A 19,990-nucleotide genomic window follows, 5' to 3' on the forward strand; every position below is an offset into this window, starting at 1 on the left:
CCCAGGCCCTCTCACCGCACCCGCGCGGACCAGGTACGTTCGATGACGTGGCTGGATTCAGGATCGGACGCGGCCGGGACAACCGCACCCCGCAGCAAGGGCAACAGCAACCGCGGCAGCAGCCGTACGGCACACAGGCACCACCGCCGTACGGGCAGCAGCCCTGGCCGCCGACGGGGGGCAACGGCGCCGCGCCCCCGCACAACAACGGTGGGCGCCACGGCGGCCACAACGGCGGCTACGGGAACGGCAACGGCTACGACGCCGGCGGCCACGGGGAGCCGGAGTACTTCGGCGACCCGTACCAACAGCCCCACCACCCCCACGGGTCCCCCCAGCAGGGCGACCCGTACGCCAATTCCCCCGGCCACACCCAGGCGTTCAGCATCGGCGAGGACCCGTACGGCGACGCCAACACCTACCGCGCCGGCCAGGCACCCGCCCAGCCCGCAGGTCCGCGGCTGCCATGGAAGGACCTGCTCAGCGGCATCGTGCTGCGCCCGGGACCGACGTTCTGGCAGATGCGCGACTACCCGGTCTGGGGCCCGGCGCTCATCGTCACGTTCCTGTATGGCCTGCTCGCCCTCTTCGGCTTCGACCAGGCCAGGGACGACGCGATCCACGCGACGATCTCCACCGCGGTCCCCTACGTCGTCATCACGGGCATCGGCTTCGTCATCGGCGGTCTGGTCCTCGGCGCGGTCACGCACACCCTCGCCCGCCAGCTCGGGGGCGACGGCTCCTGGCAGCCGACCGTGGGCCTCTCCATGCTGATCATGTCGATCACGGACGCGCCCCGCCTGATATTCGCCCTCTTCCTCGGGGGCGAGAACTCCCTGGTCCAGATCCTCGGCTGGATCACCTGGCTGGCCTCGGCCGCGCTCTTCACCTCGATGGTGAGCAAATCGCACGACCTGCCGTGGCCGAAGGCGCTGGGCGCCTCCGCGATCCAGCTGATCGCACTGCTGTCGATCATCAAGCTGGGCACGATCTGACGGTCCCGCCCGCGGGAAAACGATCCCGTCCGCGGACAGACAGAACCCGGACAAACAGAACCCGGACAAGAAGAAAACCCCCGGCGCACCAGCGCCGGGGGTTTTCAGTCCGTCCATCCGTCCTTACGACCGACACGTACCCGGACCGTCGGGCCAGGGTCCATCGGGCAACACGCACGCGCGGAGTTGCGCGTGTCAGGCGTCGAGAACCTGCCCGCTGCGTCGTACGACGGGCTTCTCCACGCTCCACGGGAAATTGATCCAGCGATCAGTCTTCTTCCACACGTACTCGCACTTCACGAGCGAATGCGACTTCTCGTAGATGACCGCGCTGCGCACCTCCGCAACATGATCGATACAGAAATCGCGCACCAGCTTCAGCGTCTTCCCGGTGTCGGCGACATCGTCGGCGATCAGGACTTTCTTGTCCGAGAAGTCGATGACGTTCGGCACGGGCGCCAGCATGACCGGCATTTCCAGGGTGGTGCCCACGCCGGTGTAGAACTCCACATTCACCAGATGAATGTTCTTGCAGTCCAGGGCATAGGCGAGCCCGCCCGCGACGAACACCCCGCCCCGCGCGATGCTCAGCACGACATCGGGCTCGAACCCGTCGTCGGCCACGGTCTGCGCCAGCTCACGCACGGCATGACCGAAGCCGTCGTACGTCAGATTCTCCCGCACCTCAGCACTCATCGGGCATCACACCTGCGTCCGGTGGAAGTTCATGAACGACCGCGACGCGGTCGGCCCGCGCTGGCCCTGATAACGCGATCCGTACCGCTCGGAGCCGTACGGGAACTCCGAGGGCGAGCTCAGCCGGAACATGCACAGCTGCCCGATCTTCATCCCCGGCCACAGCTTTATGGGCAGCGTCGCGAGATTCGACAGCTCCAGGGTCACGTGACCGGAGAAACCCGGGTCGATGAACCCGGCGGTCGAATGCGTCACCAGACCGAGCCGGCCCAGCGAACTCTTCCCCTCCAGCCGCGACGCAAGATCGTCGGGAAGCGAAATGACCTCGTACGTCGAAGCGAGCACGAACTCACCGGGATGCAGAATGAACGCCTCGTCCCCGTCCGGCTCGACCATGCGCGTCAGATCGGCCTGCTCGACGGCTGGGTCGATATGCGGATAGCGGTGGTTCTCGAACACCCGGAAATAGCGGTCGAGCCGCACATCGATGCTGGAGGGCTGCACCATCGATGCGTCGAACGGATCAATGCGAACACGTCCGGCGTCGATCTCGGCCCGGATGTCCTTGTCTGAGAGAAGCACGCCCCGAGGATACGCAGAACGCGCGGGCCCGCCCCAATCCGGGACCGCCCCGCGCGCCCGACACCGCCGCTACCGCTCCTCGAACACCACAGGCACGGCATGCCGCAACCGCGCGCAACGAGGACAGCGAATGAGCCGCCCGGGACCGATCCGCCCGGACCCGAGCTGCTGCATCGGGAACGAAGCGGTAGCGAAAACGTGCCCTTCGGCACAGCGGACGACGGTGCGCTCCATGGAGTCCATCAAGTCCCTTCCCCAACAAGCCTTGGACGAGAAAGCCACATTAGGGGATGAACAGGACGCCACTCCAGGCGGCACTCCGACCACCCACGCTACGCCCCCAACTCCCGCCCACAGCAACCGCATCCACCCTCCCCCACAGCAAAAGGGCCCCACGGCTCGAACGCCGGGGACCTGGCATGGGGTACAGTGTGTGACGATACGCAGCGGATCGATCGGTGCGTTACGCGGGTGTAGTTTAATGGTAGAACATGAGCTTCCCAAGCTCAGAGCGCGAGTTCGATTCTCGTCACCCGCTCCACATGAAAGCCCCAGGCCAGCGGCCCGGGGCTTCTTTGTTGTCTAGACCTCTTGCCGGACGGCGTGCCCTCCGCGTGCCCCATCTTGCGCGAATACGCAGCCCAGAGGGCGCGCGACGCACTACATGGGTCGGCTCGTCGCACCCCCACCCCGCACCACGAGACGCGCCCCAGGTGATCCGCGCCACACGCGAGTGTGGGGCGACGAGTTCGCATCCGCCAAGGACAGGTCGGGCCCACCTGTAGACCTACCGCCCGGGCGGCCCGACAGTGGCGCGAAATGATCACGCACGGCCATCATGGCGTGACGTGTTGTCAGTGGTGAGTGTTTTCATGGGGCCGTTGTGCAGGGAGGCATGACTGAACTGGATGGGGGACACGGCCGTGCCTGTGATCGAGCAGTACGTGAAGTCGGACGGAACCGTGGTGAGGAGGCCTACCCGTCTCCCAGCCGGCGCCCGCCGGGAGACTGCCATCCTGGGAGCGGTCGTGGCCGGGGTGGTGGGACAAGCCTGCCGCGCGGCCAACGCCAACTGTCTCGTATCCGATCGTCTTTCCCGGCCCGAGGAGTGGACGATGAGCCGACGTCCGGTCCGGCGTCGCCGGAGCAGTCGACCCCGTAAGCAGAAGGGCTCCGGTCTTCAGTTTCTGTTGATGATCGGCCTGGTCGGTGCGGTGGCGTCCAGCCTCATCGCGTCGGTGGCGTCCTGGGTGGCCGAACACCCGTGGGTCTTCGCGCTTCCGGTCATCGCGGCAGCGGGTACGGGCGCCGTCGGTGTGCACCTGCAGAGGGAGAAGGCCCGCCGGGATGCCGTCCGAGCGCAGGGGCTCCGATACTCGGCAGAGCACTTGGATGGCCTGCACTACACCCAGTTCGAATACGCCGTACGAGACTTAGCACCAGCCGACCCGGATCCATGCGGACCCAGCGGATCTTTTTTGCCGGATCGCACCTAACCATTGGGCAGTTGGGTGAAGATTGCTCCGTGTCAGAATTCATGGAGTTCGAGTTCGAAGACGGTTCATCGCTGGCGCTTCAGGTCTTCCCGGCGGCCGCCCCTGCCGAGACCTCAGCGCCTGGCTTCGGCACGTCCGTACCGGTGGCCAGGGGATCGCGGCTGGGAGCCGTCGCCGGAACCGCGTTGCGGGGGGTTCTGTCCCCCCTGGTCCCCCTCCTCCAGCAGATCCGTGACACCGCGGCCTCCGTGCCCGATTCGCCCGACGAGATCTCGGTCAGCTTCGGGGTCAGGATCGGGAACGACCTCAAGCTGGGGGTCGTGGGCGTGGCGGGTGAGGCGACGCTGACCGTCACCGCGAACTGGCACCTGGGGCAGCAGACCGCCACGGACCGCTGAGATGCGCGGACGGGGCTACCGTGACGCGTCCGATCGCGACGCCGCACGGCTGTCCCTCGTATCGGTCCTCAGCTCTGGCACGGCCCGCGTCGTGGGAAGCGGCGTCTACATGGGCCAGCGGCGGCTGCTGACATGCGCCCATGTGGTCAACGAGGCGCTGGGCCGCGCCATGTTCGCACGGCGGGCCCCGGAGAACGCCTTCCTGCGGGTGCGCTTCCCCTGCGTGCCTGATGGACCCGCGCTCTCCGCACGGCTCGTGGCGTGGAAAGCCGCGCACCGCGCGGGGGCTCCCGACATTCCCGTGGTTCCGGGCGAGCCTCTCTGGGGCGGCGATCTGGCCGTACTGGAGCTGGCGGCGGAGCCTGCGGCTCCCGCTGCCGCCGCACCCTGGCAGTACATGGACCGTGGCCAGGAGGTCCGTGCATGGTACGGCGACGGCTCGTCGTTCACCTACGCGGACAGCAGCGTCGGCTCGGTGCAGCACGACCACGGTTTCGTGGACGGTGCGCCGCGTGGTGCCGCGATCGGTCCCGGCTATAGCGGAGGCCCCCTGTGGTGCGAAAAGGAACAGGCGTCGGTCGGGCTCGTGCTGGGTGTGATGTCACCGCCGGACGGTCCCTTCCGCGGCGAGAACGTACTGCGCCGGGCCATCGTCACCCCGTGGCAGGCCGTCGAACGGTTCCTGAGCACGCTGGAGATCCGTGTCGGTCCGGCGCACGGCGGCGCCGGAAGGCCGCCCGGTGCGGTCGCCCCGGTCCTGTGGCACAAACTCCACACGGTGGTCCTGAACCTCCTGCCGGACGAGGACCAGCGCCTGCGCCACACGCGCCGGGTCCTCTCGGCACTCGAGCTGCCGGGCGGCTCCAGGGCCGACGCGTCGGTTGCCGCACTGGTGGAGCTCGTGCTGACCCAGCCCCGCGCCGCCGCCGTCCTCACGGACGAACTACCCAGCGCACTGCGTGAGACAGCACTGAAGCTGCTCTCGCTGTGCCGCGGTGCGCTGGTCCCGGGCATCCTCACACCGCTGGAGCTCGCCTCCCTGCTGGCCCTTCTGGACGGGGAGCCCGGCCAGCTCCTCGAAGAGGCGGCGCGCGACGCACTGGTCAACACCACCTTCTGGGACGAGCCGCTCGAAACGCTCCGCGGCGAACCGGACGACGCCGTGCGGTCTCTCGTACTCGCCTTGGAGAGCTACTGGGGTGACAGTGGGTCCACCGACACCCCGCACCGCGTGCCCGCCCTGCTCACGGCGGTGGAGTACGTCGCCGCCCTGACGGCCCCCGGACAACGGGGTGAGCTGCGTGAGTGGGTCGCGGCTGTGGCGGAGAGGATCGGCGTGCACGAGTCGGTCCTGTTGTCCCGGCGCACCGACGCGGAGGACTGGGCCCAAGTCAGAAGAGCCCGTACGACACCCGCCGAACCGCGTCTGACCGTGCAGCTCGCAAGGTCCCCGTCAGGCGGTCACCTCTGCGCTGTCTGGTACGACCCCGGCACCGGACAGGACGGTGTCCTGCGGCAGGTGTTGGCGGACGACGAGCCGCGCGGCCCCCAGGACGTGGCCCGGTTGGTCCAGGACATCCTCCTGCGGGAGGTCCCCGCCGCGGTACGGGTGCGCAGGTCCCCTCTGGTCGAGTTCGTGGTCGAGCCGGAGGACCTCGATCTCCCGGTGGACCGCTGGGACGACGGCGACGTGGACAGCGGCTTCCCGTCCGTCCTCGGCGTGGAGTACGCCGTCGTCGTACGGTGTCCAGAACTGCGCACGCAGTCGCTCAAGAGGCTCAGGGCCTGGGAGACGAGGTCCGTGGGTTTCCCCTCAGGAGCGTTCACCCGGCTCATGCCGGAGCACAGTGAGCCGGAGCACGTGTACAAGCTCCTGCACCAGGACCAGCAGACGGGCCGGCTCGCCATCGGCTGCGCGCCTGAGCACCGCCCCAGGCTTCAGGTCGTCTGCCTGGCGCATGGCATACCCGTCGTGTTGTGGGACCGCAACGACTCACCACGCCGGATCGACCAGCTCACCGCACTCATGCTCAACGGCCACCCCCGGAGCCTGCCCGAACGTGTCCGGGCGCACCGCGCCCGGACGCTGGGGAGCTCCGGGGAGGAAGCGGTCGCCCCCGTACTCGTGTGGGACGACGCGTCCCGCACCCCGCCCGAGCCCTACTGGAGCGACCCGTCCTGGGAGGACGCGACCTCATGACGGCAACAGAGCGCACTCCGTCGCAGGACCCCGGCAACTGGCGGCTGTTCCGCGGAGAAGGACCGCCGCGCCAGGTGACGCTGCCTCCGGCGCCGCCATGGCGGCGGTTCGGAGAACGGCACAATGCCGGGTCCGGCGAGATGACCGCCCCCAGCGACCCGCGCCCGTATCTGATCGGGCCCACCCAGCGGGACATCGTCAACGCCGCCCTTCACCTGCGCAGGCCGCTGCTGGTCACCGGCCATCCGGGCACCGGCAAGTCGTCGCTGGCCCATGCGGTGGCCCATGAGCTCTCCCTGGGGCCCGTACTGCGGTGGCCGGTGAACAGCCGGTCCACACTCGCCGAGGCGCTGTACAACTACGACGCGGTGGGCAGGCTGCGTGAGACGAACCTCCTGCAAAAGGGGGACGGCAATGCCCCCGGCATCGGATACTTCATCAGGCTCGGACCGCTGGGCACGGCGCTGGTGGCGAACGGGCTTCCCCGCGTGCTGCTCGTGGACGAGCTCGACAAGGGGGACGTCGACCTGCCCAACGACCTTCTGACGGTCTTCGAGGAGGGCGAGTTCGAGATCCCCGAACTCTCCCGGCTGCCGCCCGGCGAGGACGACATCGAGGTCCACAGTGCGCGGGGTGGCGACACCGTGACCGTCCACAGGGGTGTGGTGCGCTGCCAGGAGTTCCCGGTCGTGGTCATCACGAGCAACGGCGAGAGGGAGTTCCCTCCCGCCTTCCTGCGCCGCTGCCTACGGCTGGACCTGCCGGATCCTGACGAGGAACGGCTGCGCGCAATCGTGGCGGCCCATCTGGGCGCGGACGCGCTGCCCCAGGTGGACGACCTGGTGCGGGCGTTCCTCGCCAGACGGGCACCTGGCGAGCTGGCCACGGACCAGCTGCTGAACGCTGCGTTCCTGCGGCTGGGCGGGGTCGATCTGGACGCCGAAGGGCTGCTGGAAGCGGTGCTGCACAGGCTGGGGGGTGCTCTGTAGGCATGCCCGACCGCCTGCTCTCCCTGCTGCGGGACGTCGGTTTCGACGTCACGGCCGAGGAGCTGGTCGACTGCCTGTGGCTGGCCGAGCGGATGCCTGCCGACGCGCCTCTGGCGCTGGCCGCCGGTCTCCTGGGCGGGGACGCCCGTCCGCCCGGCGCTGCCCAGGAACCCGGCGCCCCGCCGGTGACCGCGTGGCCGCAGACGAAGGAGACGGCCGGTCCCACGGACACGCCGGAGGCCGATCCTCCGCGAGCCGAACTTCACGCCGCCGATGCTCCGCCCACGGAAGCGCTCCCGACCAGCGGGAGCGAAGGCACCGGCCGGGACGACGGCATCACGGGGGACCAGGACTCCGACGGCGGATCCGATGCCCCGGACCCCGGGACGGCGGCGGAGAACGAGCGGCCCGAGGAGGACCGGAGCCCCGCGCTGCCCGTACGCATTCCTCATCCGCACGCACTCGCCCTCCCGTTACGGACGGCACGCGCGCTGCGGCCGCTGAAGCAGTACCGCCCGCATCCGTCGGCCGAGAAGCTGGACGAAGCCGAGACCGCCACGCAGATCGCCGACTCGGGACTCCTCGACGTGGTGACGCGTCCCGCCCGTGACCGCTGGCTGGACCTCACCGTGGTCGTCGACGACGGTGTCTCGATGCTCCTGTGGCAGCAGCTCTGTTCGGAGCTCAACTCGCTGCTCGCGCAGCTCGGCGCCTTCCGCCAGATCCGCACCTACGGACTGCGGCTGAGGCCCGGCCGGACGCCCAGGCTGAGCTCCCGGCCCTTCGTCCCCGACGCGCCGACCATGTCCGCCGAGGTCCTCACCGACCCGTCGGGCCGGACCATGACCCTGGTGATCTCCGACGGGGCCGGGCCCGGATGGCGCACCGGTGCCATGCGAGGCGTACTGTCGCGCTGGGCCGCATACGGCCCCACCGCGGTGCTCCATACGCTTCCGCCCCGTATGTGGCGAGGTTCCGGACTGCCCACCCGGCGCTGGTCGGTACAGTCACCGGGCCCAGGGGCCGCCAACACGACGTGGCGGGTGCGTGACCCCGTGCTGCCTGAGGCGCTCGCCCCGTTCGCCATGATGCCCGTCCCGGTCCTGACGCCGTCGCCCCAGGCATTCGCCGAGTGGGCCACGGTCACCGCGTCCGGAGGCTCCAGCAGTGTGCTCGCCCTGTGGGATGCCGACGCGGCGGAGCGACAGCGTCCGCCCGGGGCCGGGGCCTCCTCGCGCACGGAGGGGCTGACTCCCCGCGTCCGACCCGACGCGCAGGTGCAGCGATTCCGCCGCACCGTCTCCCCCGAGGCCTACCGCCTGGCAGCCCACCTGGCAGCGGTGTCACCGCTGACGATCCCGGTGATGCGTCTGGTGGTTCATTCCCTTCCACGCCCGGTCACGACGGCCCATCTGGCCGAGGTGTTTCTGAGCGGCATGCTCCGTCCGGCAGAGGCCGAGCACGGATCACCTGCCGCCACGGTCCTGCCCCAGCAGCGCGTCTTCGCGTTCACCAGCCGGTCCCGGGACATCCTTCTGGACGCCGTCCCCACCACCGAAGTGCTCGCCTCCACCCGTCGGGTATCCGAGCACATCGCCGAACTGGTGGGCCGTTCACCGGACTTCCCCGCCTGGCTGGGCCGCCCCGACGGGACGAGCCGGCTGGCCGACGACAGCACCGCCTTCGCCTGGCTGAGCCCCGCGCTCCAGGACCGTCTCGGGCTGAGCGGACTGTCGGCACAGGAGTGGGCGGAACAGCCCACGCTGCCACGGGAGATCCGGCTCAGCCCCCCAGGGAGCATCTACCCCCAGTTCCCGATGGTGGGTTACTCGCAGACGAACACCACCTGGTCCGCCCTTGACGGCGAGTCCCTCGGCGGATACCGGCTCACCTGGCAGGCCAAACAACCGGGCGGGCCCTCCCTCTACGCCGGAGCCAAGGGCGGGCACACCGCTGTGATCCGTGCGAGCTCGACGCGAGGCGCGTCCATAATCCGCCGGGAAGCCCTCGCCCTCGCCCGGTTCGATCACCCCTGCCTCCCCTCGCTCCTCGACGCCGACCTGGGCGCCAGGAACCCCTGGGCCGCCGCCACCGGCGCGCTCACCCGGTTGGGGCAGGGCGCACCGACGCTGCGCGTCCTGGCCCAGGGGCTTCGGGTCTACGAGAGCTTCGGCACGGACCTGATCCTGGTACTCGGCCAGCGGCTCGCCTCGGCCCTCGACCACAGTCACCATGCGGGAGTCGTGCACGGCCATCTGTCGGCGGACCGCGTGCTGCTCACGCTCGACGGACCGCTGCTCGTCGGCTGGCACCGCTCCCGGATCGCCGACCCTGGTGCCGCCCCCGCACCCGGCCGGACGGGTGCGGACGTGCGCGCGCTCGCCGCTCTGCTCGGACTTCTCGGGGCTCGTACGGACTGGCACCCGGTGGGCGGGAGCCACTTCTCCCCCCTGCTGGCCAGGGACGACGATGCACAGGCGGTAGGTCACGAGCTCGCCGACAAGATCTCGGATCCGTCCCTGGCCTCTGTCCTGCGCCCGTTCCTGACGCTGCCGACGCATGACAGAGCGATGTCGGCGGAGTCCATGCTGGCCGCCTTCCGTGATCGCGTCCCTCGGGACGCGTTCCTGCAGCCGTTCTCCTGCTGGCTCCCACCGAGCACAAGGGCCCTCATCGATGACGCCCGTCTCGACCTGTCCTCCAGAGCCGAGCCGGATCCGCACCTCCTGCTCCTGGCGGCGCTGCCGCTCGGAGCCGAGGTCCCCGTCATTCCGGGGAGCGAGCTCTCCACGGACGACCAGGACATGGATGTCCATGAACCCGGACGGCGTGGGCGGCAGCTCACGAAGTGGTTCCGGTTGCCGGGCCGCCCCGAGCAGGTCTCTCGCCGCAGTCTCCTCCGCCGCAGGAAGGCGGGCGAGGGGACGGTCATCCGGCCGATCGACAGCAGAACGGGCCGCCAGGGCCGTCTCGCCCTGGTGTTCGGCGGGGGAACCGGTTGCGGACGATCAACCGTCTCCGTGCAGCTCGCCTCCGCTGTCGCCGAGGGCAAACCCGCTTCCCGGCGTCCCCCCGTACTGATGCTGCCGTTTAATCCCGCGGCGCACGTACTCGGATACCGCATGGTGGCCGACGAAACTGCCGCGTACCGGCAGGTTTTCCCCGGCCGCCGGGTATCGGCGACCATCTCCCCCGACGACTTGGTCCTCTCGCCCACAGGGGGCTGGGTGACGCTCAAGGACTCCAACGGCGCGGACTTCGTGCACCAGTACGCTCCGGCCGGACAACCACCGCCCCCAACTCAGCAACACCGGGACATCCTTTCCCGCATGCGCAGGCTGGGCACCCTCGTGATCGACTTCGCAGGTGGTTTCGCGCCGCCCGGGCCATCCCTGCGCGGGACCTTCGGTGACGTCGACCGGCTCGTGGTCGCCTGCTCCGGAGACCCTGGGCAGGTGGCGGATACCGCAGCCGAGCTGACGTGGCTCGACCAGCACGGACACGCACGGCTCGTGTCCGAGGCAGTCCTCGTCCTGTCCGACCTGGCAGGAACAGCCGATACGCAGTCCGGTCTCACCGAGGCGGAGAGCCGGCTCGGCAATCGCGTACAGACCGTGGTGCGCATCCCTCATGACCCGGCCTTGCGCGACGGCGGACTGGTCGACTTCTCCGCTCTTGCGCCCATGACGAGAGAGGCTTTCCGAACGGCCGCCCGCGCCCTCTTCCACTGAATCAGCGCCGTGCCCCGGCTTACGGGCGGGCCTGTGCACTCCCGACAGGTCAGGCCGACGCCCGACACGTCGCCCCCGGTCTGCGACCGAAACCTTCCCCGTGCCTGAACCCCGATGGGGCGGCATGCCCGCCCGCGGCCCCTCATCACCCCCGCGCGGACAGTTTGAGTGTCAGCAAGTCCAGCGCTTCCTCCCACCGGAAACGGTCCGGCGCACCGTCGTCCTTGGGGCGGTGGAGCTCGTGGGAGCCGAGCGGGATGCTCGTGTCCCGCAGGCTGCAGAGGCTTTCGCCGTACGTGGGATGGGCCGCCCGGGCCGCGTTCACGTAAGGCAGGGCGGCGGTGGGGATGCCGAAGCCGTTCGACTCGCGCAGGATGCCCAGCTCCAGGGTGTCCGAGATTCCGGTCGCCCACTTGTTGATCGTGTTGAACGTCGCCGGTGCCACGACGATGGCACCCGGGTCCGGCAGCGGGCACGGGTCGCCGGGCGAGCGCCAGGCCGAGCGGATCGGGTAACCGGGCTGCACGGGCACAAGTACGCCGTCGACGCCACGGTCGCCGAGGTCGCTCTGCGCCAGCCGAAACCGGTCGCCCTCCTGACCTCCGACTGCGACGACATGACCAAGCCCTGCGGCAACCAGGTCCGCGTCATCCTCTCTGACCCACAGGCCGCCCGCCCGGAGCACTCACCCTTGCAGGCTCCCGTCTGCACTGTCGGCCTCGTGCCCCATCCGTGCCCAGCAGAGCGGACAAGAGCGGCCAAGTGCGGTTCCCAGAGTCCGTAGCCATACACCCCGCCCGACGGGAAAGCCCAGGTCAGAGCCTCTTCAACAGCCCAAGCACCGTTGATTCCCAAGCTCAGAGCGCGAGTTCGATTCTCGTCACCCGCTCCATGAAAAAGCCCCAGGCCAACAGCCCGGGGCTTCTTTGTTATCTAGGCCTCTTCAGCCTCTCCGTGCCCTCCGCGCGCTCGCCTGTACGCGGCGACCATGGCGACGGTGGCTACCGGCGCCTACCGCCACACGCGACGGGCCAACACCGGCCTGTCCCAGGTTGAGCCGACAGTCACCTCCGCTACGGAGCCGAAGCCCCCGCAGCCCATCCGCCGTTCGCCAAGCCGCCCTCGGCCCGATGGACGAAGGCAGCCGTCACCGCCGGAACCGTTGAACCTCCGGACGCCACTTTTGCTTGTCGACGCTGTGGACTCGTCCCAGGAGGGGATGCGTCACTCGGCGCGCCTACGTCACAGAAGTCGAGCCAGAGCACCACGGCCCGCCGTCCGGGGGGCGGGGCGACGGCGCTTGTCCACTGCGCTCGCCACACGAACTCGCCTTCCCAGAAGGGCGGTTGACCGGAGGAGGTCGGCGGGCTCGCGGCCACAGGGTCTCCTGCGAGCTGTCGGGAGGGCGCCCCGGGGGCCCCGGCCCGCAGACGCAGGTCCCGATGCACTGCAGACGTCGCAGCCGATTGGCCTCCTTGCTTTCGAAAAACGCTGCACTCGAGGTAAATGAATACCTGTGTCGGCGGCCTCAGAATTTAACGGCCCTTACTGGGAGAGTTTCTGCCGCAGCACACACGGGGAAATATTTGACGCACACAATCCTCCACGGCGTGCTACTGTCGGACTCGGTTGCAGTTTTGGTACCCAAAAACTTCAAGCGCCTCTGGTCGGCCTCGATGCCGCAGGGAAGCGCTTTGTATTTCCGGTCATTTTCCGGGCAGGGCATCATCGCGGCGACACGGAATCCGTACAGTACGGATTCCGGTGTACTGCCCAAAGGAGATATGACATGGCTACTGGCACCGTGAAGTGGTTCAACGCGGAAAAGGGTTTCGGCTTCATCGAGCAGGACGGTGGCGGCGCTGACGTGTTTGCCCACTTCTCGAACATCGCCGCCCAGGGCTTCCGCGAACTGCAGGAAGGTCAGAAGGTCGCCTTCGACATCGCGCAGGGCCAGAAGGGCCCGACGGCCGAGAACATCGTTTCCGCCTGACGCCGGCGCACATTTCGTAGCTGGGGCCCGCATCCCTCGGGGTGCGGGCCCCAACTGCACGCATTTCCGTAGCGGTTCCATCTACGGGAACACACTATTGAGGGACGCAAGCATCCTCGGAGTCGCGCCCGGCCATGCACTGGATTCGTTTGCGCACGCCATCCCCCATTTTCGCTTACGTCGACACGGATTTCCCGTGGGCCACGTTCGCATTCCATTCGGTCCGTTCCTGTGATTCCCCGCGCTGCTCTTTCGCTGCGGAATTCCTTGATACGTGCCGTATCAAGGAAGGTTCTGTATGAACCCCACACGCACGAACAGCCGTTCCTCCCGTGCCCGCCGCAACGGCGGCCACGGGTACGACTCCACTGCTGGTTCGATTCGGGGCAGTCGCTTCGGTTCGTCCACCCCGAGCCGTTCGGCAGGTCCGAACCGTTCGGGTGGCCGGCGGCCCGCCGCGATGCAGGGAGAGTTCGCCCTGCCCGAGACGATGACTCCGGCGCTGCCCGCAGTCGAGGTGTTCAGCGACCTCGACATGCCGAGGAGCCTGCTGGCCGCGCTCACCGCGCAGGGCGTGGCCACGCCGTTTCCGATCCAGGGTGCGACGCTGCCGAACTCTCTGGCGGGCCGTGACGTCCTGGGCCGCGGCCGGACCGGCTCCGGCAAGACTCTCGCCTTCGGCCTGGCCCTGCTGGCCCGCACCGCCGGGCAGCGCGCCGAGCCCCGTCAGCCGCTGGCCCTGGTTCTGGTTCCCACCCGGGAACTCGCTCAGCAGGTCACCGATGCCCTCACCCCTTACGCCCGCGCTGTGAAGCTGCGCCTGACCACTGTCGTCGGCGGGATGCCGATCGGCCGGCAGGCGAATGCGCTGCGGGGCGGCACCAAAGTCGTCCCCGCACCCTCGCCCAGTTCAAGACAGGGCACGTCACCGTCCTGGTCGCGACGAACGTCGCGGCGCGCGGCATTCACGTCGACCACCTCGACCTCGTCGTGAACGTGGACCCGCCGACCGACCACAAGGACTACCTCCACCGCGGCGGCCGTACCGCGCGGGCCGGCGAGTCCGGCAGTGTCGTCACCCTGGTCACCAACAACCAGCGCCGCGACATGACGCGCCTCATGGCGGCCGCCGGCATCGTGCCCCGGACCACCCAGGTCCGCTCCGGCGAGGAAGCACTCAGCCGGATCACCGGCGCCCGGACCCCCTCCGGCATCCCCGTGACGATCACCGCGCCGGCACCCGAGCGGCGCAAGCGCGGCACGGCCTCCCGCGGTCGACGCAGCCCGGCCGCGGCTGCCCGGCGCGTTAGCGGGCGACAGTCCGCCTTCGACGCGGCGGCCTGAGCACCGCGCGATCCGGAAGCTGACCCATCTCTGCAGGAGGCACGTTGTGACACCGGTCCAGATACAGCCCCACCCGGCGAACACCGGCCCCGTGCCCCGGACGGCGCTCGACGCCATGAACACGGCCGGGCCACAGGTCTGCGACGACATGACCGTCGAGGTGGCCCTGTCCGTCATGGCCAGTGCCAGGACCGGACACCTGAGGGTCTGCAACAACGACGGCCTGTGCACCGGACTGGTCACCCGGGCCCAGCTCACCATCGTCCGCGACGGCCCCGCCTACTCGGATCGGCTCCAGCTGCGCGACATCCTCGGCGACCGCGGGCCGCACACCTCGCCCGCCACCATGATGGCCGAGCACGCCACGCACCACCGCCGGCTCGCTACCCAGTCCGTCGTGGACGAGCAGGACAGCGCCCCGGGCGTCCTCGCCCTGGCCCTGGTCCTCTGAACCGTCTCACCACCGCGGAACAATCCCCTTCCTCTCCCTGTGAGGCATCGTGCGCTGTGTTATCGCCCGCTTCCCGTTCGAACTGACCAAGAGCGGCGTCCTGGACTCCATGAAGGGCATCAAGCCCGAGGAGGTCGTCGGCGAGTCCGTGACCATCGGCCGCCGCGCCTACCCCGTCAAGCAGGTCGGCGAGGTCATCACCCGCCAGGATCGCCGCGACTTCAGCGCCGACGAAGTCCTCCGGGCCATGACCAAGCTCGGCTTCACCTGCCGCAGCCTCCCCCAGACCGCCGCGCCCACCCGCGCCCTCAGCCCGCTCCAGCACGCCTCCGCGATGCTCGGCACCCCGGTGGCCGTCTGACCGCCTGCCCGTCCGACTGTCTGGCCGCCTGACTGTCTGGCCGATGGGAAGCGCGAGCTGACACCCGAACAGTCGAGAGGGCCCGACCGGCACACGCCGGTAGGGCCCTCCCGCGTACCGGTGAGTTTCTCTACGCGGCGCGACGTCAGTGATCGGAGTAGCTGAAGTCGCCCATGGTCCAGGCGCTGACATCCGCGATCGAGACGCGGTACATCCCACCGGTCTCCGGGATCCCCACCGTGCCCTGAAGGATCCTCGCCATGTGGAAGTGCAGATACGCGGGCGGCCCATCCCCCCGCGTGGTAGCGGTGAACATGGCGGAGAACTCGCCCAGACGGGACGAGTCCGACAGGACCTCCGACACCCGTTGCCTCCACACGGCTTCGGGCGCCAGTCGGCCGGTGATGACAGCGCCACCGGTGACCACGGTCAGGGACATCTGATTGCTGTGCCCGGACTCCACCAGCGTGGCGACGTCAACGAGCAGCTCGTCAGGTTTCGACATGAGAGCCGATCCTATTCACGAGTCGTCCCGTCCCCTTGAGCGGTCGTGCTGCCGAGCAAGACGGGCAGTCACCATCTTCCCCTCAGAGGCCCGGCGGGTGACCGCGGTCGCTCTGGCGAGCCGGTCGACGGGCCAGCCGAAGCCTCCCGCGAGGTCGATTACCTCCTCACGGGAAACGCGAAAATCTCTGTTGGTCGGAGTAGACATTGAGTGGTGGCGTGGTTATTGTTTCTCTCGTAACCCAGAGAGACAGCAAGGCCTGGCAGAGACGAACTGCCGGTAGTACACGTAGTTGCAGGACGGTGCGGCAGTGGAGTTTCGAAGCCAGGGTTGTTGCAGGACGGCGACGGGACTGACAGCCGGACCGGGTGGCCCGCAGCGAGGGGCCGCCGGAGCGGGACCGCTGTCACTAGTTGCGGTACCCGTGAGTGCAGTAGGCAGTACCCAGCAGTGAAGTGACTAGCGGTACCTCGGTGAAGGCGTCGGCTGCGGACGCGCGCACTGGGAAGTTCGGCAGTGGGGTTCCAAGCCAGAGCAGACGCAGGACGGGCGACGGGGCTGGCTACCGAAGAGTGGCGCTGTCACAGGCCGCTGAGCAGGTCTCATCACCAGCAGTACGCAGTACCCCATGGTAGGTAGTTGATCACCGAGGGAAGAACGGAGGAGCCCGCGCCATCAGGATCGCCCGAGCTGGAGTCTTTGGCTCGGGTACCGCAGGACATCGATAGTGAGGTGGTCTCCGGTCAAGCAACCGCGATCCCCGCACTCCCGACAGCAGCCAGGTCGGGACCGCGGATACAGAATGCCGGTGCAGTATCAGGGCCGGCAGGTGGTGTAGTAGTTCCTTCGGGGCCCTGGTGCCGTACGGCGCCAGGGCCCCTCCACGCGTTCCACAAGAGAGGTGCAAGTGACAGCAGACGACTCGTACGGCCGTCTTGATGACGACGACTACCCCGCCTACACGATGGGCCGGGCCGCCGAGATGCTCGGCACGACCCAGGGCTTCCTCCGCGCCATCGGCGAAGCCCGTCTGATCACCCCGCTGCGCTCGGAGGGCGGCCACCGCCGCTACTCCCGCTACCAACTGCGCATCGCCGCCCGCGCCCGCGAACTGGTCGACCAGGGCACGTCCATCGAGGCCGCCTGTCGCATCGTCGTCCTGGAAGACCAGTTGGAAGAGGCGCAGCGCATCAACGCCGAGTACCGCCGCGCCGCCGAATCGGCAAAGCCGCCGACCGAGGACTGAGGCGGTGCGCGCCCGCCGGACACCGGCAGACTGGAAGGCATGAGACATGGCTACGGGAACTATGGCGTCCCCGGACCGCCCCGGTCCGGGGCTCGCTCACGCAATCAGGCGGGGTTTGGATGTATGCGCGTGGGGTGCCGGCCAGGAAACGGCGGTACTGGGCAGGGGCTTCGCCTCCTCCGCCCCCTGGCAGCGCCGCGTGCCACAACGTGCCAGTAGCGGCGGTGAACAGCGGTCAACAAGGGATCCGCCAAGGCGGCCAGAACAGTACCTTCAGTGAACGTTCTCGCAGTTCAGCAGCCTTGCGAGCCATCAAGTGCCGGTTGATTCCCAAGCTCAGAGCGCGAGTTCGATTCTCGTCACCCGCTCTTTGAAAGGGCTCCCGGCCATTGACCGGGGGCCCTATTTGCTGCCCGCCTCATAGACTCCGGGCAACGAGGTCATCCCACACCGCAGCATGTCTCTTTTCAGGTTTGATAGGACTCTCCTTTGAGTCAAGGGCCGTCTGAAAGTGCCAGTCAGCTGCTGGCTGACCTATTCACGTCCGAGCCAGCGGAGAGGCGAAGAATCTTGTCCCAAATAGCCATAACAGCCACAGCGGCGGCCGTAGCCAGGGCGACGCCGACGGCTGATGAGGCCAGGGCAAATACGATGCCGGCGAGACAGAGGGTGAACGCAGATCCTCGCAACACCTGCTGTCGCCACGCTCTGCGCTCCCGGTGGCCATGCAACAACTCGTCGCCGGATGCGTCACCGGGCGCGAGATCTTGCAGCTGACCGCTGGCGAGGACTTTCAGGATTCTCTCGACTCCGAGCAGAGCTTCGCACCGTCGATGCGATCAAGTTCAACCCCGTCCCGAAGCTCGCGCACGAGGACAGCGGCTGCTGAAAATCGAGCCACGACCTGGGGCATGGGGTTGCGGCCGTCGGGAAGCGCACGTTGCAGGGCGTATCTCTCCAGCGCAACGGCGAAGTCCTCCAACGCTTGGACTGCCGCGACATGCGGGGAGTTGAAGGGCGATGCTGTCAGAGGAACCTTCCCCTTCACTTCCAGAGGCTTGAGAAGTGCCTCATAGGCCCTACGCACCGTGGCTGTCACAGCCTCGGTTGTCCACCGTTGCATACCTTGGTTCGGACAAGTGAAGCAATCACGCCAGTGATCAGAATGGGCGTCATGAGGGCCCCGACAGCGAGGGCGTCGCGCCAGGCGTGCCAGGCGGGTGCTTTCAATGGTTGCTGCAAGAACCAGCCCCGTTGAGAAAGATGTCAAGACAGGGACGATCACCTTTATGCCGAGTGCCCTCCTCGACACCTGGTAGAGGACGTCTTCGCGCTCCAAGTAGTCCAGCGTTGGATAGTCGGGACGTGTCGCCAGGGAGCTGCCGCGGATCTGACGCACCAAGTGAGCGCGACGACGACGTGCACGCACCCGCGCACGAGCCCAGCAGAGCCGCTCCAAGAATGTCCTTTTACCTCGGCGCTGCGACGTTGCCGTCATGGTCAGGGCCCATATTGACGTTGTTCAGGCAACGAAGACGAGCGCCACAAGGTCGGCTTTCGACACACTCTCCCCCTCCAGAAAGTTGTAAGACTCAGCCCCCACCGCGCGCAGCGAACAGTCGGCAGAACTCGATAGAGAGCATGTCAGAGGTGCCGGATCCGGTCGGCCGGCATCGACGCCTCCTCCACAGCCAGTCCAGTGGCCAGACACTCTCGATCGCCGCGGGCGATCTGGGGGTGGGCATCACGTTGGTGCTGGGGCCGAGTTGCACCGCCGATCTCCCGAAATAGGCACTGCGGGCAGCGGCGTCATCGGCCCCGTCGGCGGGGCAGCGGGCCGGTGTCCTGCTCGCAGGAGTGATGTCTGCGGTCCGAGCGGCTCATCGTCGGCTCTTCCTGGATAATCGATGCATGGCATCACAGCCTCGCCTCTCCGACCTCCGTCGTGCCAAGTTCGTCCGGCGCCTGCCCGCAGCGCTCTCCGAGCTTGCCGGTCCCAAGCACGGCCCGGTACACCTGCCGCTCCACCTTGCCTGGTCGGGGTTGACCACGTTCGACCTCGACCGGCCCCGGCTACGGATGAGCTACTACCGCATCGTCCTGGCCGAGGGCCGGCACGACGACCTGGTCCAGTACCTCGACCAGGACCTTCTCGTCGGCCTGTGGCCCATACTGCGCACACTGGTCAGCCGGGATGTCCGCGAGGTCTGGGAGAGCGCCTTCGGCGAGCTGGCCGACAGTGCCCGGAACGCTGCGTGAACCTCACGGGCCTGCACCACCGCTTGCTTGCAGACGTGCTCGCCGTAGGCGGCGCCTACCCTCTCGCGCTCACCGGCGGCTACGCGGTCCAGGCCCACGGCCTGGTCGACCGGCTCAGCCAGGACCTTGATGTCGCAACCGAGAACCCAGATCCCATGGAGGACATCGCGACCGTCGTGCGCACCGGACTGGAGCAGCGCGGATGGCACGTAGAAGCCCTGGAGACAGACCCGCTGTCCGCACGCCTGATCGTGACCGACCCCGCCAGCCGCGAAGAGTGCGAGGTCGACATCCTCAAGGAAGCACTCTGGCGACCACCCGTACACACGGCTACTGGACCCGCACCAACGACCCGGAAATCGACATCGTCGGCGCCGACCGCTCCCCCATCGCCAAGAAAATCACTCTCGTGGGTTCGGTCAAGTGGCTGGAGAAGAAGCCGTTCGACAACCGCGACCTCGCCCGCCTCATCACTCACCGCTCCCAGCTTCCCGGCGCCGACGACAGCACCCGCTTGCTCGCCGTCACCCGCAGCGGGTGCACCGCCGACGGCGTCCACACCCTCACCCCCGAGGACCTCTCTGCCGCCTGGTCCTGAATCTGTGACCGACCGTGCCACTACGTGCCGGTCGGAGCGGTAGGCAGCGGTTGTCGGCGTACGGGCTGTAGTGCAGAGGCATGTACGGGCTGATGTACAGAGTTTGAGTCTGTGTCAACTGACCGCCGTGATGCCGCCTTCGATGG

Annotated in this window: 15 protein-coding genes, 1 tRNA gene and 4 pseudogenes; 15 read left to right on the top strand and 5 right to left on the bottom strand. The window is 68.3% G+C overall.

The window, feature by feature from the left end; genetic code table 11:
- Positions 1-47: 47 nt before the first annotated feature.
- Positions 48-995 carry a Yip1 family protein gene (locus tag ACF1B9_RS21010; RefSeq protein WP_391746726.1) on the top strand — a complete coding sequence of 316 codons (948 nt, stop codon included), beginning with the start codon at positions 48-50 and terminating at the stop codon, positions 993-995.
- Positions 996-1,190: 195 nt separating this feature from the next.
- Here ACF1B9_RS21010 and ACF1B9_RS21015 read toward each other — a convergent pair whose 3' ends face one another.
- Positions 1,191-1,691, bottom strand: coding sequence for a phosphoribosyltransferase (locus ACF1B9_RS21015; RefSeq protein WP_391746727.1), 501 nt, complete (start codon positions 1,689-1,691; stop codon positions 1,191-1,193).
- A 6-nt stretch (positions 1,692-1,697) separates the two neighbouring features.
- Positions 1,698-2,273, bottom strand: a complete 576-nt coding sequence (gene dcd / locus ACF1B9_RS21020) for a dCTP deaminase (protein WP_072487843.1) — start codon at positions 2,271-2,273, stop codon at positions 1,698-1,700.
- A 467-nt stretch (positions 2,274-2,740) separates the two neighbouring features.
- Here dcd and ACF1B9_RS21025 point away from each other — a divergent pair.
- The 5 genes from ACF1B9_RS21025 to ACF1B9_RS21045 all read left to right on the top strand — a co-directional run bounded on the left by ACF1B9_RS21025 (position 2,741) and on the right by ACF1B9_RS21045 (position 11,087).
- Positions 2,741-2,814 (top strand) — tRNA-Gly (locus ACF1B9_RS21025).
- A gap of 984 nt (positions 2,815-3,798) precedes the next feature.
- Positions 3,799-4,167, top strand: coding sequence for a CU044_2847 family protein (locus ACF1B9_RS21030; RefSeq protein ID WP_391746728.1), 369 nt, complete (start codon positions 3,799-3,801; stop codon positions 4,165-4,167).
- 1 nt (position 4,168) lies between these two features.
- A complete protein-coding gene (locus tag ACF1B9_RS21035) occupies positions 4,169-6,367 on the top strand; it encodes a trypsin-like peptidase domain-containing protein (RefSeq protein ID WP_391746729.1) in 2,199 nt (732 codons plus the stop codon).
- Positions 6,364-7,356: an AAA family ATPase gene (locus tag ACF1B9_RS21040; protein WP_391746730.1), complete on the top strand. Its 993-nt coding sequence runs from the start codon at positions 6,364-6,366 to the stop codon at positions 7,354-7,356. The genes ACF1B9_RS21035 and ACF1B9_RS21040 overlap by 4 nt, the downstream gene beginning before the upstream one ends.
- 2 nt (positions 7,357-7,358) lie before the next feature.
- On the top strand, positions 7,359-11,087 hold the full coding sequence (locus ACF1B9_RS21045) for an SAV_2336 N-terminal domain-related protein (protein ID WP_391746731.1): 3,729 nt from the start codon (positions 7,359-7,361) through the stop codon (positions 11,085-11,087).
- 145 nt (positions 11,088-11,232) lie between these two features.
- On the opposite strand, the pseudogene ACF1B9_RS21050 reads toward ACF1B9_RS21045, so the two are convergent.
- Positions 11,233-11,610 (bottom strand): annotated as a pseudogene (locus ACF1B9_RS21050) (flavoprotein); the annotation flags it as partial.
- On the opposite strand from ACF1B9_RS21050, the pseudogene ACF1B9_RS21055 reads away from it, so the two are divergent.
- The 5 genes and pseudogenes from ACF1B9_RS21055 to ACF1B9_RS21075 form a co-directional block, all read left to right on the top strand.
- Positions 11,602-11,739 (top strand): annotated as a pseudogene (locus tag ACF1B9_RS21055) (DNA-binding protein); the annotation flags it as partial. The pseudogenes ACF1B9_RS21050 and ACF1B9_RS21055 sit on opposite strands and share 9 nt — an antisense overlap.
- A gap of 1,137 nt (positions 11,740-12,876) precedes the next feature.
- The gene (locus ACF1B9_RS21060; RefSeq protein ID WP_361454548.1) at positions 12,877-13,080 is read left to right on the top strand and encodes a cold-shock protein; all 204 of its coding nucleotides are present in this window, start codon (positions 12,877-12,879) and stop codon (positions 13,078-13,080) included.
- Positions 13,081-13,378: 298 nt separating this feature from the next.
- Positions 13,379-14,424 (top strand): annotated as a pseudogene (locus tag ACF1B9_RS21065) (DEAD/DEAH box helicase).
- 46 nt (positions 14,425-14,470) lie between these two features.
- Positions 14,471-14,875, top strand: a complete 405-nt coding sequence (locus ACF1B9_RS21070; RefSeq protein WP_391746732.1) for a hypothetical protein — start codon at positions 14,471-14,473, stop codon at positions 14,873-14,875.
- 49 nt (positions 14,876-14,924) lie between these two features.
- Positions 14,925-15,236, top strand: a complete 312-nt coding sequence (locus tag ACF1B9_RS21075; protein ID WP_391746733.1) for an SCO5918 family protein — start codon at positions 14,925-14,927, stop codon at positions 15,234-15,236.
- Between the two features lie 145 nt (positions 15,237-15,381).
- Here ACF1B9_RS21075 and ACF1B9_RS21080 read toward each other — a convergent pair whose 3' ends face one another.
- The gene (locus tag ACF1B9_RS21080) at positions 15,382-15,741 is read right to left on the bottom strand and encodes a hypothetical protein (protein WP_391746734.1); all 360 of its coding nucleotides are present in this window, start codon (positions 15,739-15,741) and stop codon (positions 15,382-15,384) included.
- Positions 15,742-16,648: 907 nt separating this feature from the next.
- Between ACF1B9_RS21080 and ACF1B9_RS21085 the strand changes: the two genes are divergently transcribed.
- Positions 16,649-16,987, top strand: coding sequence for a MerR family transcriptional regulator (locus ACF1B9_RS21085; RefSeq protein WP_391746735.1), 339 nt, complete (start codon positions 16,649-16,651; stop codon positions 16,985-16,987).
- Between the two features lie 793 nt (positions 16,988-17,780).
- On the opposite strand, the gene ACF1B9_RS21090 is transcribed toward ACF1B9_RS21085, so the two are convergent.
- A complete protein-coding gene (locus ACF1B9_RS21090; protein ID WP_391746736.1) occupies positions 17,781-18,086 on the bottom strand; it encodes a hypothetical protein in 306 nt (101 codons plus the stop codon).
- 812 nt (positions 18,087-18,898) lie between these two features.
- On the opposite strand from ACF1B9_RS21090, the gene ACF1B9_RS21095 reads away from it, so the two are divergent.
- The 3 genes and pseudogenes from ACF1B9_RS21095 to ACF1B9_RS21105 all read left to right on the top strand — a co-directional run bounded on the left by ACF1B9_RS21095 (position 18,899) and on the right by ACF1B9_RS21105 (position 19,844).
- On the top strand, positions 18,899-19,246 hold the full coding sequence (locus ACF1B9_RS21095) for a transcriptional regulator (protein ID WP_391746737.1): 348 nt from the start codon (positions 18,899-18,901) through the stop codon (positions 19,244-19,246).
- Positions 19,243-19,587: pseudogene (locus tag ACF1B9_RS21100) on the top strand (nucleotidyl transferase AbiEii/AbiGii toxin family protein); the annotation flags it as partial. The gene ACF1B9_RS21095 and the pseudogene ACF1B9_RS21100, both read left to right, overlap by 4 nt.
- A complete protein-coding gene (locus tag ACF1B9_RS21105) occupies positions 19,524-19,844 on the top strand; it encodes a hypothetical protein (protein WP_391746738.1) in 321 nt (106 codons plus the stop codon). The pseudogene ACF1B9_RS21100 and the gene ACF1B9_RS21105, both read left to right, overlap by 64 nt.
- Positions 19,845-19,990 lie beyond the last annotated feature (146 nt).

It is taken from the genome of Streptomyces sp. NPDC014727 (assembly GCF_043083485.1).
GTDB lineage: Bacteria > Actinomycetota > Actinomycetes > Streptomycetales > Streptomycetaceae > Streptomyces.

Coding starts and splice junctions, on each gene's coding strand:
- ACF1B9_RS21015 (WP_391746727.1), bottom strand. CDS start 1,691: ATGAGTGCTGAGGTGCGGGAGAATCTGACGTACGACGGCTTCGGTCAT.
- ACF1B9_RS21035 (WP_391746729.1), top strand. CDS start 4,169: ATGCGCGGACGGGGCTACCGTGACGCGTCCGATCGCGACGCCGCACGG.
- ACF1B9_RS21040 (WP_391746730.1), top strand. CDS start 6,364: ATGACGGCAACAGAGCGCACTCCGTCGCAGGACCCCGGCAACTGGCGG.
- ACF1B9_RS21045 (WP_391746731.1), top strand. CDS start 7,359: ATGCCCGACCGCCTGCTCTCCCTGCTGCGGGACGTCGGTTTCGACGTC.
- ACF1B9_RS21060 (WP_361454548.1), top strand. CDS start 12,877: ATGGCTACTGGCACCGTGAAGTGGTTCAACGCGGAAAAGGGTTTCGGC.
- ACF1B9_RS21080 (WP_391746734.1), bottom strand. CDS start 15,741: ATGTCGAAACCTGACGAGCTGCTCGTTGACGTCGCCACGCTGGTGGAG.
- ACF1B9_RS21095 (WP_391746737.1), top strand. CDS start 18,899: ATGGCATCACAGCCTCGCCTCTCCGACCTCCGTCGTGCCAAGTTCGTC.